The sequence below is a fragment of the Cupriavidus sp. FW305-26 genome (assembly GCF_058787975.1).
Window position 1 is genome coordinate 1 of record NZ_JBYTAH010000112.1, and the last position, 16331, is coordinate 16331.

General features: G+C 68.7%; 17 protein-coding genes. 8 read left to right on the top strand and 9 right to left on the bottom strand.

Going from position 1 to position 16331, the window contains the following annotated elements; translation table 11 throughout:
- The 6 genes from AC3WQZ_RS33860 to soxC form a co-directional block, all read right to left on the bottom strand.
- The coding region (locus tag AC3WQZ_RS33860; protein WP_492302019.1) for an ABC transporter permease at positions 1-728 on the bottom strand (728 nt) is incomplete at its 3' end.
- 16 nt (positions 729-744) lie between these two features.
- Complete coding sequence (locus tag AC3WQZ_RS33865; RefSeq protein ID WP_492302021.1) at positions 745-1581, bottom strand: ABC transporter ATP-binding protein; 837 nt, start codon at positions 1579-1581, stop codon at positions 745-747.
- A 2-nt stretch (positions 1582-1583) separates the two neighbouring features.
- Entirely contained in the window at positions 1584-2594 is a 1011-nt protein-coding gene (locus tag AC3WQZ_RS33870; protein ID WP_010810917.1) for an ABC transporter substrate-binding protein, read from the bottom strand.
- An 80-nt stretch (positions 2595-2674) separates the two neighbouring features.
- Positions 2675-3604, bottom strand: a complete 930-nt coding sequence (locus tag AC3WQZ_RS33875; RefSeq protein ID WP_010810916.1) for a TauD/TfdA dioxygenase family protein — start codon at positions 3602-3604, stop codon at positions 2675-2677.
- 151 nt (positions 3605-3755) lie between these two features.
- Positions 3756-4343, bottom strand: coding sequence for a c-type cytochrome (locus tag AC3WQZ_RS33880; RefSeq protein ID WP_454751042.1), 588 nt, complete (start codon positions 4341-4343; stop codon positions 3756-3758).
- The gene (soxC, locus tag AC3WQZ_RS33885; RefSeq protein WP_492302023.1) at positions 4330-5571 is read right to left on the bottom strand and encodes a sulfite dehydrogenase; all 1242 of its coding nucleotides are present in this window, start codon (positions 5569-5571) and stop codon (positions 4330-4332) included. The genes AC3WQZ_RS33880 and soxC overlap by 14 nt, the downstream gene beginning before the upstream one ends.
- 215 nt (positions 5572-5786) lie before the next feature.
- Between soxC and AC3WQZ_RS33890 the strand changes: the two genes are divergently transcribed.
- The 7 genes from AC3WQZ_RS33890 (at position 5787) to AC3WQZ_RS33920 (ending at position 13300) form a co-directional block, all read left to right on the top strand.
- Positions 5787-6917, top strand: a complete 1131-nt coding sequence (locus AC3WQZ_RS33890) for an ABC transporter substrate-binding protein (protein ID WP_492302025.1) — start codon at positions 5787-5789, stop codon at positions 6915-6917.
- Positions 6918-6921: 4 nt separating this feature from the next.
- Positions 6922-7758: an ABC transporter permease gene (locus tag AC3WQZ_RS33895; protein WP_010810912.1), complete on the top strand. Its 837-nt coding sequence runs from the start codon at positions 6922-6924 to the stop codon at positions 7756-7758.
- 12 nt (positions 7759-7770) lie between these two features.
- Entirely contained in the window at positions 7771-8568 is a 798-nt protein-coding gene (locus AC3WQZ_RS33900) for an ABC transporter permease (protein ID WP_492302027.1), read from the top strand.
- 33 nt (positions 8569-8601) lie between these two features.
- Positions 8602-9396, top strand: a complete 795-nt coding sequence (locus AC3WQZ_RS33905; protein WP_492294853.1) for an ABC transporter ATP-binding protein — start codon at positions 8602-8604, stop codon at positions 9394-9396.
- Between the two features lie 31 nt (positions 9397-9427).
- Positions 9428-10390 (top strand): TauD/TfdA dioxygenase family protein, encoded by a 963-nt coding sequence (locus AC3WQZ_RS33910; RefSeq protein WP_010810909.1) that lies wholly within the window; start codon positions 9428-9430, stop codon positions 10388-10390.
- Between the two features lie 31 nt (positions 10391-10421).
- A complete protein-coding gene (locus tag AC3WQZ_RS33915; protein WP_492294855.1) occupies positions 10422-11795 on the top strand; it encodes an LLM class flavin-dependent oxidoreductase in 1374 nt (457 codons plus the stop codon).
- 230 nt (positions 11796-12025) lie between these two features.
- Positions 12026-13300 (top strand): O-acetylhomoserine aminocarboxypropyltransferase/cysteine synthase family protein, encoded by a 1275-nt coding sequence (locus tag AC3WQZ_RS33920; RefSeq protein ID WP_010810907.1) that lies wholly within the window; start codon positions 12026-12028, stop codon positions 13298-13300.
- Positions 13301-13398: 98 nt separating this feature from the next.
- Here the strand turns inward: AC3WQZ_RS33920 and AC3WQZ_RS33925 are convergent, their stop codons facing one another.
- The 3 genes from AC3WQZ_RS33925 to AC3WQZ_RS33935 are packed head-to-tail and all read right to left on the bottom strand — an operon-like array spanning position 13399 to position 14997.
- On the bottom strand, positions 13399-14358 hold the full coding sequence (locus tag AC3WQZ_RS33925) for a lysylphosphatidylglycerol synthase domain-containing protein (protein ID WP_010810906.1): 960 nt from the start codon (positions 14356-14358) through the stop codon (positions 13399-13401).
- A complete protein-coding gene (locus AC3WQZ_RS33930) occupies positions 14355-14654 on the bottom strand; it encodes a hypothetical protein (RefSeq protein ID WP_144062260.1) in 300 nt (99 codons plus the stop codon). Before AC3WQZ_RS33930 ends, AC3WQZ_RS33925 begins: the two co-directional genes overlap by 4 nt.
- Positions 14641-14997 carry a hypothetical protein gene (locus tag AC3WQZ_RS33935; protein ID WP_037024789.1) on the bottom strand — a complete coding sequence of 119 codons (357 nt, stop codon included), beginning with the start codon at positions 14995-14997 and terminating at the stop codon, positions 14641-14643. The genes AC3WQZ_RS33930 and AC3WQZ_RS33935 overlap by 14 nt, the downstream gene beginning before the upstream one ends.
- A gap of 183 nt (positions 14998-15180) precedes the next feature.
- Here AC3WQZ_RS33935 and AC3WQZ_RS33940 point away from each other — a divergent pair, with 183 nt between their 5' ends.
- Complete coding sequence (locus AC3WQZ_RS33940) at positions 15181-16002, top strand: MetQ/NlpA family ABC transporter substrate-binding protein (RefSeq protein ID WP_010810904.1); 822 nt, start codon at positions 15181-15183, stop codon at positions 16000-16002.
- Positions 16003-16331 lie beyond the last annotated feature (329 nt).

Below are 16331 nucleotides of genomic sequence, written 5' to 3' on the forward strand. Positions count from 1 at the left end.
AGCCCGCCCTGCCCCGACGACGCGCCGAACACCAGCTCGGCCGCGATCAGCGTGCGCCACGCAAAGGCCCAGCCGATCTTCAGGCCCGACAGGATCGCCGGCAGCGCCGCCGGCACCAGCACCAGCGCGACATAGCGCAGCCCGCGCAGGCCGTAGTTGCGGCCCGCCATGCGCAGCGTCGGCGGCACCGCCCGGAAGCCCGCGTACATGTTCAGCGCCAGCGGCCACAGCACCGAATGGACCAGCACGAAGACCAGGCTTTTGGTGCCCAGCCCGAACCACAGCAGCGCCAGCGGCAACAGCGCGATCGCCGGCAGCGGGTTGAACATGGCGGTGAGCGTGTCCAGCACATCGCGCCCGAAGCGCGTGGACACCGCCAGCGAGGTCAGCACGAACGCCAGCACGATGCCGGCCGCATAGCCGCGCAGCAGCACCGACAGCGAAATCGCCGCCTTGCCCGGCAGCTCGCCGCTGGCCACCGCGTCGCCGAAGGCGCGCATCGTGGCCAGGCATGACGGCAGCAGCAGGTCGTTGTCCTGTACGCGCGCCACCAGCTCCCAGATCAGCCCCAGCGCCAGCAGGATCACCGCCTTGCGCAGCCAGCCGTGTTGCCACAGGCGCTGGTGCCACGGCAGCGCGCGCGCAAGCGGGGCTTCGGTGAAGGGTTCAGGCTCGCGTTCGTATTCGGGCCGAAGCGTGTCGGCCAGTGTCAGTGTCGGTTGCGTCATGATGCGATGTCCCGGTTCAGCGGCCCGCCGCGCTGCGCGCACGCGGCGCGGCCTCGGCGGCGGGCTCGTCGAACAGCAAGGTATGGATGCGTTGCGCGGCGGCCTGGAATTCGGCGCCGCCCTGGCTGGCCAGGCTGAACTGGTGGCTGTTGAGTTCCGCGCGCACGCGGCCCGGGTGCGGCGACAGCAGCAGGATGCGGCTGCCCACCACCAGCGCCTCTTCGATCGAATGCGTGACAAACAGCAGCGTGAAGCCCGCGTCGTCGCACAGCGCCAGCAGCTCTTCCTGCATGCGCCGGCGCGTGAGCGCGTCCAGCGCGGCAAAGGGCTCGTCCATCAGCAGCACCTTGGGGCGCATCGCCAGCGCGCGCGCGATCGCCACGCGCTGCTTCATGCCGCCCGACAGCGTATGCGGATAGGCATCGGCAAAACCGGCCAGCCCCACCTTGTCCAGGCTGTCCAGCGCCAGCTCGCGCGCCTCCGCCCGCGACAGCTTGCGCGCCTGCCGCAGCGGGAACATCACGTTCTGCGCCACCGTCTGCCACGGCGGCAGCTGGTCGAACTCCTGGAACACCACGATGCGGTCCGGGCCGGGCTGCAGCACACGCCGGCCTTCAAGCCGGATCTCGCCCTCGCTGGGCGGAACGAACCCGGCAACCGCCTTCAGCAGCGTGGACTTGCCGCAGCCGGACGGGCCCAGCAGCACGAAGCGGTCGCCGGCATGCACGTCGAAGCTGACACGATGGGTGGCGCGCACGATGCGCTCGGGCGTCCGGTATTCCAGCGACACGCCATCGACCTGCAGCAACGGCGTGGCGCGCTCCGACACCACGCGCAGGTTATGGGTGGCCATGCTCAGCTCCCCTGCGCGGTGACCGGGTCCTGGAAGAAGTAGTCCTGCCAGGACTTGGGCTGGTTGCGGATCGCGCCAACGCGGTGCATGAAAGCGGCCAGCGCAAAGGTGTTCTGCGGCGCCACGCGGAACTGCACCTGCGGATTCTTCAGCACGCGCAGCAGCAGCGCGCGGTCGGTTTTGGCCTTGCTCTGCCGCAGGTAGATGTCGGCGGCCGCTTCCGGATTGGCGGTGGCAAAGGCCGCGGCCTCGGCCAGCGCATCGACGAAGGCGCGATAGGTCTTGGGGTTGTCGCTGCGGAACTTCTCGGTCGCGTACAGCACCGTGGAAGAACTCGGACCGCCCAGCACGTCATACGAATTCAGCACGATACGCGCGTTGGGGTTGCCCGCCAGTTCCTGCTCCTGGAACGGCGGATTGCCGAAGTGGCCGGTGATCTCGGTGCCGCCGGAAATGATCGCCGCGGCGGCATCCGGGTGCGGCACCGCCACGGTCCACTTGTCGAGGCGGTTGTATTCCTTGTCGCCCCATTGCCTGGCCGCAGCCAGTTGCAGCACGCGCGACTGCACCGAAACGCCCACCGCCGGCAGCGCGATGCGGTCCTTCTCGGTGAAGTCGGCAATCGACTTCACCTTGGGGTTGTTGCTGACCAGGTAGTACGGGAAGTTGCCCAGCGATGCCACGCCCCGCACGTTCTGCTTGCCGTGGGTGCGGTCCCACAGCGTCAGCAGCGGGCCCACGCCGGCGCCGGCGATATCGATGGCACCGGACAGCAGCGCGTCATTGACCGCGGCGCCGCCCGACAGTTGCGTCCATTCGACCTTGATGTCGACACCCTGCTGCTTGCCGTGCTTTTCAATCAGCTGCTGGTCGCGCGCCACGTTGAGCAGCAGGTAGACCACGCCAAACTGCTCGGCGATGCGCAGCTTGCCTTCGGCGTGCGCGTTGCCGGTGATGGCCAGGCCGGCGCTCAGCGCCAGCAGGCCGAGCTTGCGGGAAAAACGAGAAAACATGACAGAACTCCGGGAAATACAGTGGATTGGCGCTCGCCGCTGCGAGCGCCCTGGGATGACTTGCGACACCGTTGCCGCCTTCAGCGCGGCACGTCGCCTTCGATGGTGGTGCGGTACATCACGCGCCGCTGTTCCGGCGGACAGCCCGCGGCAAGATGCAGCAGCGAGCGGTTGTCCCAGAACACCAGGTCATGTGGCTGCCACTGGTGGCGGTAGATGTGGGCGGGCTTGACGCTGTGCGCGAACAACTGGTCCAGCAGGTCGCGGCTTTCCTGCTCGGGCAGGCCGACGATGCGGGTGGTGAAGTGCTCGCTGACAAAGAGCGCCTTGCGCCCTGTCTCCGGATGGGTGCGCACCACCGGCTGCAGCACCGGCCTGACCTGCGCGATCTGCTCCGGCGTCAGGTCGGGCCGCCACGGGCTGCGCTGCTGCAGCTCGGCATAGCGCGCCAGGTAGGTGTGCTCGGCGTGCAGGCCATCGACGGCGCGTTGCAGCGCCGACGGCAGCGTGTCCCAGGCCAGATGCATGTTGGCGAACAGCGTGTCGCCGCCTTCGGCGGGCAGCTCGCGCGCATGCAGCAGCGAACCGAGGCTGGGCTTTTCCTTGTACGACAGGTCCGAATGCCAGAAGTGGCCGGCATCGCCGAGCCCGATCGGCTTGCCGTTCTCGACCACGTTGGACACCACCAGCACTTCCGCATGGCCCGGCAGCTGGAACTGGTGCAGCACGTGGATCTGCAACGGCCCGAAGCGGCGGCTGAAATCGATCTGCTGCGCGGGCGTGATCTGCTGGTCGCGGAACACCACCACGTGATAGTCGAGGTGGGCGCGATGGATGCGGACAACATCCGCGTCGGACAGCGGCTGCGACAAGTCGAGCCCGATCACTTCCGCGCCCAGCGGCGCGTCCAGCGGACGGATCTCGAAGTTGCCCGCGTCTGCTGACAATGCGGTGGAAAGCGGCGCGCTCTGCTGGCGCGAAACACTGGCGTGGGCGGTTGCGGTCGTCATGGCAAGCTCTGGCACGGGGGAAACCGATGCGGCATCCGGGATGCCGCGTACAAGCTTGCACTGTAGAGAGCCGGCCATTGCACCGTCAACGAATCATATTGCTGGCCCTTATCCGCTTATCGCATATCCATGTCTCGACATTTGCCAGCCATCAGGGCTTGCCGGGGCAAGCGCTGCGGCACGGCACGTTGGCCGTATCCGGGCGCGCGTCGGCGACAAAGCCATCGCGGTTCGGCATCTTCACCTGCGGCAGCGTGCGCGCGTCCAGCACCGCATCCGCGGGCAGGATGCCGTTCTTGTGCAGCAGCCACGCGGTGACGGCATAGACCTCGTCCGGTGCCAGGCTCTGCGGCGCGTTGTAGGGCATGGCACGGTTGATGAAGTCGAATACCGTGGTCGCATAAGGCCAGAAGCTGCCGATGGTCTTGACCGGGTCCTTGCCCCTGGCGGCGTCCTTCAGCGTGCCCTGCCCGCCCACCAGCGCATCGGCCGGCTTGCCTTCGCCATTGACGCCGTGACATGCGGCACAGTGCTGCGCATAGACCTGCTGGCCACGCGCGACCGTGCCGCTGCCCGGCGGCAGGCCCGTGCCGTCCGGGGTCACGTCGATATTCCACGCGGCAAGGTCGCGCTCGCTGGCGGGGCGGCCTATGCCGTAGGCCTGCGCAAGGACCGGTTGGGCCGCGCAAGCCAGCGCCAGCACGGCGGCGGCGCCACTGATTCGTTCAAGCGCGCGCATTGGCAATACTCCCGTCCGCGGCCACGCGCCAGCGCTGGATCGCGTTGTAGTGATAGGTGGAAGCCACGCCGCGCGCGGCCACCAGCTGGTCCGGCGTGGGCTGGACGTTGCCGGCTTCGTCGATGGCGCGGCTCTCCAGCGAAGCTGGCCCGCCATCCCAGCGCCACGGCAGGCGGAAGCGCACCAGCGCGCGGTCCAGCACCGGCTCCTGCAACTGCGCCTCGCGCCAGCTGCGGCCACCGTCGACCGACACCTCGACGCGGCGGATGCGCCCATGGCCCGACCACGCCAGGCCCGAGATCTCATAGAACCCGCGCTCACGCAGTCTGTGATCCGGCGCGGGGAAGGTAATCACGGACTTCACGTCCATCAGGAAGGTGAACTGCCGCGCGCTGCCGTCGGGCAAGGAGTCCGTGTACTTCGACGTCTCTTCGCGCGACATGAACGGCGCGCGCCCCAGCTTCAGGCGCCGCAGCCACTTGATGGACATGTTGCCCTCATAGCCCGGCAGGAACAGCCGCAGCGGATAGCCATGCTCGGGCCGCAGCATCTCGCCGTTCTGCGCATAGACCAGCATTGCATCTTCCAGCGCCTTGGCCAGCGGCACGCTGCGCGTCATGGCTGCGCCATCGGCGCCTTCGGCCAGCACCCAGGCCGCATCCGGCGCCACGCCGACTTCATCGAGCACCACGGACAACGGCACGCCGGTCCACTCACAGCAAGACAGCAGGCCGTGGCTGATCTGCACGGACTTGGCGCCGGGCGCCTTCCACTCGCGTCCGGTGTTGCCCGAGCACTCCAGGAAATGGATGCGCGATACCGACGGCAGGCGCACCAGGTCGTCCATGGTGAAGATGCGCGGGCGCGCCACCAGCCCGTGCACCGCCAGCCGGTGCTGCGCCGGGTCGATCAGCGGGATGCCGGCGTGATGGCGCTCGAACACCAGCCCGGTCGGCGTGATGATGCCGCGCAGGTCCTGCAGCGGCGTCATCGACGAGTTGGCGCCGGGAAGCGGCGCCTCGCTGCGGCTGCGCCGCACCACGTCTTTCTCGAACGGGGACGGCTGGCCGTAGGCATGCCACAGCACGGGCTCGCCCGGCGTGCGCGTCCACGGCGCAACCGTCAGGGGCTCAGCGCGCGCCGCAGTGGCGGCGCCGGCCGCGGCGGCGCCCAGCACCGCCCCGCGCTGCAGGAAGCGCCGGCGGCCGGAAGTCAGGTCATTGCTCATCGTGAGGGCGTGGTCAGTCTGGTAGCGATCAAAATGCGCAGACTGTAGGACAGCACCGGCACTCGGCCAACGAAGAAGAATGCATGCCGATATGCCAACGCCGCGCTGCGCGCCATATGCGCGGGGCCGATAACCAAAGCCGGAATCATTCGTTCAGGTCCGCGCGCAGCGCCGCTTATCGTGGAGCCGTCCTCCACTTCAAGAAGGTCTGCACGATGACGACCCCGCGCCCAGATGCCACCGCTGCACCCACGCTGACCCGCCGCGAGCTGCTGCGCTGCGCGGCCTGGTCCGGGCTGGGCATGGCCGCGTCGCTGTCGCCGCTGTCCGCGTTCAGCGCCAGCCCGGCCGCGCGGCCCGACGTGATCCGCGTCGGCGTGGCCCAGCCCGCCACCGGCACCCCGCCCGGCTTTGCCGGCAGTTCGCTGGCGATTGCCCATGCGCGCGGCTGGCTCGAGGAATCGTTCAAGCCGACCGGCACGCGCGTGGAGTGGTTCTTCTTCAAGGGCGCCGGCCCCGCCGTCAACGAGGCGCTGGCCAACCGCCAGCTCGACTTCGCGCTGCAGGGCGACCTGCCGTCCATCGTGGCGCGCTCCGCGGGCCTGAAGACGCGGCTGGTGCTGGCCACTGGAGTGCGCGCCAACATCTACGTGGGGGTGCCGCCCGATTCGCCGCTGAAGACGGTCAGCGACCTGCGCGGCAAGCGCGTGTCGCTGTTCAAGGGCACCAACATGCATCTGCCGGCGCTGCGCCTGCTGGACGCGAACGGGCTGTCGGACAAGGACCTGCGCCTGCTCAACCTGGACACGGCCGGCTACCTGGCGGCGCTGTCCACGCGCGACATCGACGCCGCCATCGGCGCCATGGACATCCTGCGCCTGCGCGACAAGGGCGCGGTGCGCATCCTGTACTCCAGCAAGAACCAGTCGCCGATCTACACACGGCAAAGCCACGTGCTGGTGAGCGACGATTTCGCCGGGCGCTATCCGGAAGCCACGCAGCACCTGGTGAAGGCCACGGTCGAGGCGGCGCGGTGGGCCTCGGACGAGAGCCATCGCGAGGAGGTGCTGCGCACCTGGGCGCGCGCGGGTACGCCTTATGACCACTGGAAGGAGGACTTCGACGGCGAGCCGCTGCGGGTGCGGCTGAACCCGAATTTCGATCCCTTCCTGGTCAGCCGCTACAAGGATGCGGTCGAGCAGGCCTATCGCTTCAAGCTGAGCCGTACGCGCTTTGACGTGGACCAGTGGATCGACCAGCGCTTCCTGAAGGCCGCACTCAACGACCTGAGCCTGCAGAGCTACTGGCCCGTCTACCAGCCCAACGGCAAGATCCTGGGAGCCTGACACCATGTCCGTCGCCGAATCGCTTTCACTGCCCGCCGCAGCAGCACCGCGCGCGCCTTCCTCACGCAAGCCACTGCGCTGGCAGGATGCCACACGCTGGCTGCTGGCCTGGCCGGTGCCGCTGGCGCTGCTGCTGGTCTGGTACGTGGCCGCCCGCAATGCCTGGATTCCGCCGCAGGTGCTGCCCGCACCCGAGGACGTCGCACGCACGCTGGCCGACCTCTGGCAAAGCGGTGAACTGCAGGCCAACCTGGCCATCAGCGCGCTGCGCGTGGCCGGCGGCTTCGCCGTGGGGCTGGCCGGTGGCCTGGCGCTGGGCGCGGCCATGGGCCTGTCGCCGACGTTGCGCGACTACGTCTACCCGACTTTCAAGGCGTTCAGCCAGGTGCCGGTGCTGGGCTGGCTGCCGTTGCTGATGCTGCTGGTCGGCATCGACGAAGCGCTCAAGGTGATCCTGATCGCCAAGGCCGCCTTCGTGCCGGTGGCGCTGAACACGTACAAGGGCATCGGCAGCGTGCCGACCCGCTACCTGGAAGTGGCGCGGGTGTTGCAGCTCACGCGCTGGCAGACGCTGTCGCGCGTGGTGCTGCCCGCCGCGGCCGCGCCGGTGTGGAACGGCGTGCGCTACGGCCTGACGCACGCGTGGCTGGCACTGGTGGTGGTGGAGCTGCTGGCCTCGTCCGAGGGGCTGGGCTACATGATCGTCTACGGGCGCCAGCTGTTCCAGCTCGACATGGTGCTGGCCGCCGTGGTGGTGGTGGGCGTGGTGGGCTTTGCACTGGACAAGACCCTGGCGCTGGCCGAAGGCGCGGTACTGCGCTGGCGCAAGCCGGGCTTCTGAGGCGAGGCCGCGATGACCACTTCCGCTATCCGCCCCCGTATTCGCCTGCCCCGCGCCTTGCGCGGCTGGGTGCTGCCGCTCGCGCTGCTCGCGCTGTGGTGGGCCGCCGTGCGCTTTGGCTGGACCACTTCGCCGCTGCTGGTGCCGGTATCCAGCGTCTGGGACACCGCGGTGCGCCAGCTGCAGAGCGGCGCGCTGGCCACGGCATTGGCCGCCAGCCTGTGGCGCGACCTGGCCGGCTTTGCCATCGGCGCCAGCGCCGGACTGGTGTTCGGCACGGCGCTGGGCCTGTCGCGCCTGTTCGAGCGCCTGGTCGGTCCGAGCTTTCACACGGTCAAGCAGATCTCGCTGTTTGCATGGATCCCGCTGATCTCGGTCTGGTTCGGGCTGGGCGATGCCGCCAAGGTGGTGTTCCTGTCTCTGGCCGCATTCTTCCCGGTGGTGCTGAACACCTTCGAAGGCATCCGCGCCGTGCCGGCCGACCTGCTCGAGGTTGCGCGCGTCCTGCGATTCAGCCGCACCCAGGTGCTGTGGCGCGTGGTGTTGCCGTCGGCGGCCCCGTCGATCTTCGCCGGCATCCACCTGGCGCTGATCTATGCGTGGCTGGCGACGCTCGGCGCCGAGTACCTGCTGGTATCCGGCAAGGGCATCGGCAACACCATGACCGACGGCCGCGAGAACTTCTGGATGGACCTGGTGATCTTCGGCGTGATCGTGGTCGGCCTGGTCGGCTTCACGCTGAACTGGATTGCCAGCAGCATCGAATCGCGCCTGCTCGCCTGGCGCGGGCGCTCGGTGGCAGCGGGCTGAGCCACGCTGCACCTTATTGAACGGAGACCGCAAATGCCACATGCCGGCACGCTAAGCATCGCGCACCTGCACAAGCAGTACGAAGTCGAGGGCCGGGCGCTGCCCGTGCTCGAGGACATCACCCTGACCATCGCCCCGGGAGAGTTCGTCAGCATCGTCGGCGCCAGCGGCTGCGGCAAGTCCACCCTGCTGCGGCTGGTGGTGGGCCTGGAAGAGGACTACCGCGGCAAGATCCTGCTGGACGGCAAGCGCGTATCGGGCACCAGCCTGCAGCGCGGCATCGTGTTCCAGGAGCATCGCCTGTTCCCATGGCTGTCGGTGGAACAGAACATCCGGCTGGCGCTGCTCAACACGCCGGGCAGCGACGCGGAGAAAGACCGCAACGTTGCCGAGCATATCGCGCTGGTTGGCCTGCGCGGCTTCGAGCAGGCCTATCCGCACCAGCTCTCTGGCGGCATGTCGCAGCGCGTGGCGATTGCGCGGGCACTGGTGACGCGCCCCGAGATCCTGCTGCTCGACGAGCCCTTCGGCGCGCTCGACGCGATGACGCGGGCCTACCTGCAGCAGGAACTGCAGCGCATCTGGCAGGCCGAGGGCATCACCATGATCCTGGTCACCCACGATGTCGAGGAAGCCGTCTTCCTGGGCGACCGCGTGGTGGTGATGGAACCCCGGCCCGGCCGCATCCGCCGCATCCTGCCGGTGGACCTGCCGCATCCGCGCGAACGCGCCGGACTTCCCTTCGCGCGCGTGCGCGATGCCGTGCTGCGCGAATTCGCCGGGCCGGAGCCTGTCGTGCAGCGGACCCCCGAACCTGAACTCGCCTGACCCAACCCTCTTACATCCCCGGAGCTTCGCGATGACCCAAGCCAACGCCACGCAAGACCAGACCGTCCAGCTCGACATCCACCCGGTTGCCGGCCGCATCGGCGCCGAGATCCGCGGCGTCGCGCTGCACGGCGACCTGCCGCCCGCCACCTTCGCCGCCATCCGCGCAGCCTTGCTCAGGCACAAGGTGCTGTTCTTCCGCGACCAGGTCCATCTGGACGATGCCGCGCAGCAGGGCTTTGCGCGCCTGTTCGGCGACACCGTGCCGCACCCGACCGTGCCCTCGCGCGACGGCACGCAACTGCTTGAGCTCGACTCGCAGCACGGCGGCCGCGCCAATTCCTGGCATACCGACGTGACCTTCGACCTGGCCTACCCCGCGGTCTCGGTGCTGCGCGCCGTGACCGTTCCCGCCGCCGGCGGCGACACGGTGTGGGCCAACACCGCTGCCGCGTACCAGGACCTGCCCGAGCCGCTGCGCGAACTGGCCGACAAGCTGTGGGCACTGCACACCAACGACTACGACTACACGGCCACGCGCGTCAATCCGAGCGACGAAGGGTTGAAGCGCTACCGCGAGCTATTTACCTCGGCGCTCTACGAGACCGAGCACCCGGTGGTGCGCGTGCATCCGGAAACCGGTGAACGCACGCTGGTGCTGGGCCACTTCGTCAAGAAGCTGCTGGACTACTCGTCGGCCGATTCGGCGCACCTGATTGCCGTGCTGCAGGGCCATGTGCACCGGCTGGAGAACACCGTGCGCTGGCGCTGGCGCGCGGGCGACGTCGCCATCTGGGACAACCGCGCCACCCAGCACTACGCCATCAACGACTATGGCGACGCGCACCGCGTGGTACGCCGGGCCACCGTGGCCGGCGACATCCCGGTCGGCGTGGATGGCCGCCGCAGCAAGGCGGTGAAGGCGGGCGTGCGCAACGAAGGCGCGGCGCCGGCCAACCAGTCCGCCGGTGCCGCGCAACGGCAAGCGGCCTGATTTGGCCAGTTGCTTCCGGGGAGCACGATCCATGTCACAGCAAAAGCCGGCGCGCCAGCTGCATCTGGGCGCCTTTCTCCAGGCCACCGGGCACCATGTCGCCGGGTGGCGCCATCCGGGCGCGCAGGCCGATGCCGGGCGCAACCTGGCGCACTACATCGCGCTGGCGCAGCGCGCCGAGGCCGCGGGGTTCGATGCGCTGTTCCTGGCGGACGGCGTTGCCATCCGCGGCATGGATGATGCCACCCTGCCGCGCACCGCGCGCGCCGCCACCTTCGAGCCGCTGACACTGCTGTCGGCACTGGCGGCAGTGACGCAGCGCATCGGCCTGGTTGCGACCGTCTCCACCACCTACAACGAGCCCTTTCATGTGGCGCGAAAGTTCGCCTCGCTCGACCACCTCAGCGGCGGCCGCGCGGGCTGGAACGTGGTGACGTCGTGGTCGGATGCCGAAGCGCGCAACTTCAGCCTCGAACGTCATCCCGCGCACGCGGATCGCTACGCCCGCGCCGAAGAGTTTGTCGACGTGGTCACCGGGCTGTGGGACACCTGGGAGGACGATGCCTTCTTGTATGACAAGGACAGCGGCCGGCATTTCGATGCGGACAAGCTGCACACGCTCGACCATCGCGGCGCGCACTTCCAGGTGCGCGGACCGCTCAACGTCGCGCGCCCGCCGCAGGGCCATCCGGTGATCGTGCAGGCTGGCTCGTCGGAGGCCGGGCAGGAACTGGCGGCCCGCACCGCCGAGGTCATCTTCACCGCGCAGCAGTCGCTGGCCGATGCGCAGGCCTTCTATCGTGGCCTGAAAGCGCGGCTCGCGCGCTATGGCCGCACGTTTGATCAACTCAAGATCCTGCCTGGCGTGTTCCCGGTGGTGGGCCGCAGCGAGGCCGAGGCGCAGGAGAAGTTCGAAGCGCTGCAAAGCCTGATCCATCCATCGGTGGGGCTGGCCCTGCTGTCGCAGCACCTGGGCGGAATCGACCTGAGCGGCTATCCGCTGGACGGCCCGCTGCCCGACAACCTGGCCGAACCGAACGGCGCCAAGAGCCGCTTCCAGCTGGTTACCGGCCTGGCCCGTCGCGACGGGCTCACCATCCGCCAGCTGTGCCTGCGCGTGGCCACCGCGCGCGGCCATTGGTCGATCCACGGCACGCCGCAGTCCATCGCCGACCAGCTGCAGGCGTGGTTCGAGGGTGAGGCCGCCGACGGCTTCAACGTGATGCCGCCCTGGCTGCCGGGCGGGCTCGATGACTTCATCGAACTCGTGCTGCCGGAACTGCGCCGGCGCGGGCTCTTTCGCGAGCGCTATACGGGCACCACGCTGCGCGAGCACCTGGGGCTGCGCCGGCCCGAGAACCTGCGCTGGCGGCAGGTCGAACCGCCGCTCGCGGTCGGGGCATGACCGCTGCGCTGCGGCGCCGCGCATATCCAAATGCAATAAGCTTCCTTGCCTCGCGCGAGCGCCGTCGGCAACCATAGCGGCCACGCCGCAGGGGCGTGCGCGGGCCGGCTGGTACCATCGCACGGCCTGGTGCGCCCGCGCGGCGCACCGCTCGGCATGCCCGGCGCCATGGCAGGCACTGCCCCGTCGCGCCGGTCCGGCACCCAACAGCGAGACGAAGAGAGAAGAAGATGAGACTCGAAACCCTGGCCGTCCATGGCGGCTATTCGCCCGATCCCACCACGCGCGCGGTGGCCGTGCCCATCTACCAGACGGTGGCCTACGCCTTCGACAGCGCCCAGCACGGCGCCGACCTGTTCGACCTGAAGGTGGCCGGCAATATCTACAGCCGCATCATGAACCCGACCAACGACGTGCTCGAGCAGCGCCTGGCCGCGCTCGAGGGCGGCGTGGGCGCGCTCGCGCTGGCGTCCGGCATGGCGGCAATCACGTATGCGATCCAGACCATTGCCGAGGCCGGCGACAACATCGTCTCGTCGAGCCAGCTCTATGGCGGCACCTACAACCTGCTGGCGCACACGCTGCCGCAGTCCGGCATCGAGACCCGCTTTGCCGATGGCCGCAACCCGGCCAGCTTCGGCGACCTGATCGACGCGCGCACCAAGGCGATCTTCGTGGAGTCGGTGGGCAACCCGCTCGGCAACGTGGTCGATATCGAAGCCATCGCGCGCGTGGCGCACAACCACGGCGTGCCGCTGATCGTCGACAACACGGTGCCGTCGCCCTACCTGTGCCGTCCGTTCGAGCATGGCGCGGATATCGTGGTGCATTCGCTGACCAAGTACCTGGGCGGCCACGGCAACAGCGTCGGCGGCGCCATCATCGACAGCGGCAAGTTCCCCTGGGCCCAGCACAAGGAACGCTTCAAGCGCCTGAACGAGCCCGACGTCTCCTATCACGGCGTGGTCTACACCGAGGCGCTGGGCCCGGCCGCCTATATCGGCCGCGCGCGCGTGGTGCCGCTGCGCAATACCGGCGCGGCGCTGTCGCCGTTCAATGCCTTCCTGATCCTGCAAGGCATCGAAACCCTGGCGCTGCGGCTGGACCGCATCACCGAGAACGCGCTGGCGATTGCCCGCCACCTGCAGCAGCATGCCAAGGTGGACTGGGTCAACTTTGCCGGCCTGCCCGACCATGCCGACCACGCGCTGGTGCAGAAGTACCTGGGTGGGCGCGGTCCCGGCATTCTGTCGTTCGGCCTGAAGCAAGGCGGCCGTGAAGGCGGCGCGCGCTTCCTGGACGCGCTGCAGCTGTTCACGCGGCTGGTCAACATCGGCGATGCCAAGTCGCTGGCCACGCATCCGGCGTCGACCACGCATCGGCAACTCAATGCGGAGGAACTGAAGGCAGCGGGCGTCAGTGAGGACATGGTGCGGCTGTCGGTCGGCATCGAGCATATCGATGACCTGATCGAGGACCTGGATCGCGCGCTGGCGGCGGCCTGACCGCAGGCTACCGACGTCAGAGCGACCCCCTGCCCCTCTCCCGCTCGCGGGAGAGGGGCAGGGGGTGAGGGCAGGCGGTCGCATACCGCCAGCACAACCTACCCCCCACCACGCTTGCCGTGCGCCTCCAGCACAAAGTAGCCGATCGCCCCGATCATCAGCGGAATCAGGTAATACATCGCGCGATACGCAATCAGCGCCGCCAGCAGCAGCCCGTGCGGCACCTGGCCGCCCAGCATCGTCAGGAACACGGTCTCGATCACGCCGAGGCCCCCGGGGATCCGCACCACCACGCCCGCCAGCCCCGACGCGAGCAATACCCCAAGCACCGTGAAGTACCCCGCATGCGTATGCAGCAGCGAAAACAGGATCGCCGCCATCGCCATCCAGTGCGCCGCCGACAAGAGGATTTGCAGCGCCGCGAAGCCGACCGACGGAACGTAGATATCGTGGTCGCGCACGGTCCGGTGCCGGCCGTGCCAGGTGGCACAGGCAGCCAGGTAGGCAGCCGGCACCGCCAGCATCAGCGCGCCCAGCACCCGTGTCAGCGCGGCGGGAACGCCCCACTCGGGCGGCAGCACCACCAGCTGCGCCACCAGGATGCCCCCCGCCAGCAAGGCATAGCCGAGCCAGTTGCTGCTCACCACCACCACGAACAGGCTCCAGATCTGCGGCAGGGTCAGCCCGGCGCGCGTGTACAGGCGATAGCGCACGCCCGCGCCGCCCAGCGTGGCCCCGAGGTTGAGGCTGAGCGTGTAGCTGACATAAGAGATCGCCATCACCCGCCGCGCCGGCAACGGGTGTCCGGCATAGTGGCAGCCGAGGCGGTCGAACTGGCTGTACAACAAGCCGCTCAGCGCAACGAAGGCCGCCGCCGGCGCCAGCGTGCGGGCGTTGAAGCCGCGCAGCGCGGCCAGCACCGCGTCCCAGTCGATGGTGCCCAGCTTGCGCGCGATCAGCGCCAGCACCGCGGCAATGAACAGGATGCCGATGGCACGGCGCCACGCGGGCCAGTGCGCGTGCTGGCGGATGGCCGAGAAGGTCGTCGCGCCCATCATTGCGCGCCTCCCCTCGTCGCCGCGCACCGCAAAACCGGCGTCAGGAATGTGCAGGAATGCAGGCCTGCGCGCGCCAGCCCGGCATGCAATTTCTGGCCTGCCTCGGCTTCAAACAGGATAAAAGTTTCCGCCAGTGCGCTTTCGCGCGCGCGCGGGATGGCGCCGGCCCCGCACGACAGGCGCCGCTCTGCGCCGTGCCCTGGCCGGCGGAAACGATTGGAGGCGGACTGCATCGGTGTCATGACCTGAGAAAGCCGCAAACACCGTGCCAGCACGGGCACGTCAACCACGGCCACGGCTGCGCCGCCAGCGCGCCAGGGCTGCGGCCGCCAGCGCACCAGCGGCAAGCCCGGCAATGAACACCGCGGCAGTGGTCCCCTCCCAGCCCGCCGCGGCCGCAACCTCTGCACGGCCCCGCGCAAGGGGCGCGAGCGACTGCCAGTCGGCAGCCGTGAACTGCGTCATCGCCTGCGCCCCGTCCAGGCCATACACGCAGATCTCCCCGCCCGGCAGCTTGCAGAAGCGCTCGCGCGGGCAGGCCTTGAGGATGGCCTGCGGGGCGCCCTCGCCGCAGCTGGCCCCGGCGCTGCGCAAGACCTGGATCGTGACTTCGGGATGCCGGGTAAGTTGTTCGGGCATGGCGGCCTCCATACGGGTGACGCTGTCCTTCAGCGTAGTGCAGCCAGGCGCCGGCGCCCTTATTCACCAGCGGCATATGACCATGCGTAATAACTCGTTCGCCTATTGCCTGCCTTTCCATACAATGAGCCGACGCCGCGGCGGGACGCTGCCGGCCTCCAACAACATAACGGGGAGCATCAGATGCAATACGGGAAATTCGGCTTCGTCGCACGGCTGGCGGCAGCGGTGCTGGCACTGGGCGTGATGCAGGGTGCGGGCGCGGCCGATCCGGACAAGAAGGAAATCCGCTTCGGCGCCACCGCCGGCCCCTACGCCGACCAGATCCGCTATGGCGTGAAGCCGGTGCTGGAAAAGCGCGGCTACAAGGTCACCATCATTGAGTTCAGCGACTACGTGCAGCCCAACCTGGCGCTGGCCGACGGCGCCATCGACGCCAATGCGTTCCAGCACGTGGCCTACCTGAAGAAGTTCTCGGCCGACCGCAAGCTGGCGCTGACCGACGTGATCCAGGTGCCGACCGCGCCGATCGGCATCTACAGCCGCAAGCACAAGGGCCTGGCCGAGGTGAAGCCCGGCAATACCGTGTCGCTGCCGAACGATCCCACCAACCTGGCGCGCGCCATCGCCATCCTGCAGCAGATCGGCTGGGTCACGCTCAAGCCGGGCACCGACCCGATCCGCGCCAGCGAGCGCGACATCGACGCCAACCCGCACAAGCTCAAGCTGATCCAGCTGGAAGCCGCCCAGCTGCCGCGCTCGCTCGACGACGTGGACTATGCCTTCGTCAACGGCAACTATGCGCTGGCCTCCGGCCTGAAGCTGACCTCGGCGCTGGCGCTGGAGAAGATTCCCGACTATTACATGAACCTGGTCGCGGTGAAGACGGCGGACCTGAACAAGCCCTTCGTCAAGGACATCCGAGAGGCCTACGAGTCGGCGGAGTTCAAGGCCGTGACGCAGCAGCGCTTTGCGGGCTTCGTGCAGCCGCCGTACCAGCGCTGAGCCACCGCGCTCTCGCCAGCAAGAAAGCGCCGCCAGGCGCTTTCTTGCATTTGGGACAGCTGTCGCGCGCATTGTGCGCAGCAAGACAATTTTGCGCCGCGCGCGCCGCGCAAATGCCCTACACTCAAGCTCAAGTCCCCCGCGCCCAAAAAGCACGGCAGGGATCACAACGCGATCATTGCTGCGGATAGCTGCGAAGATCCTCGCGGCCGTCCCAGCGGATCCTGTCGAGACAACCGCATCGAGAGACCTGCCATGTCCACGGTTGCGCGCTTTGAGATCGGCTACACCCGCTACCTTGCCCCGCCGGGCGACACCTCCTCCCCCAC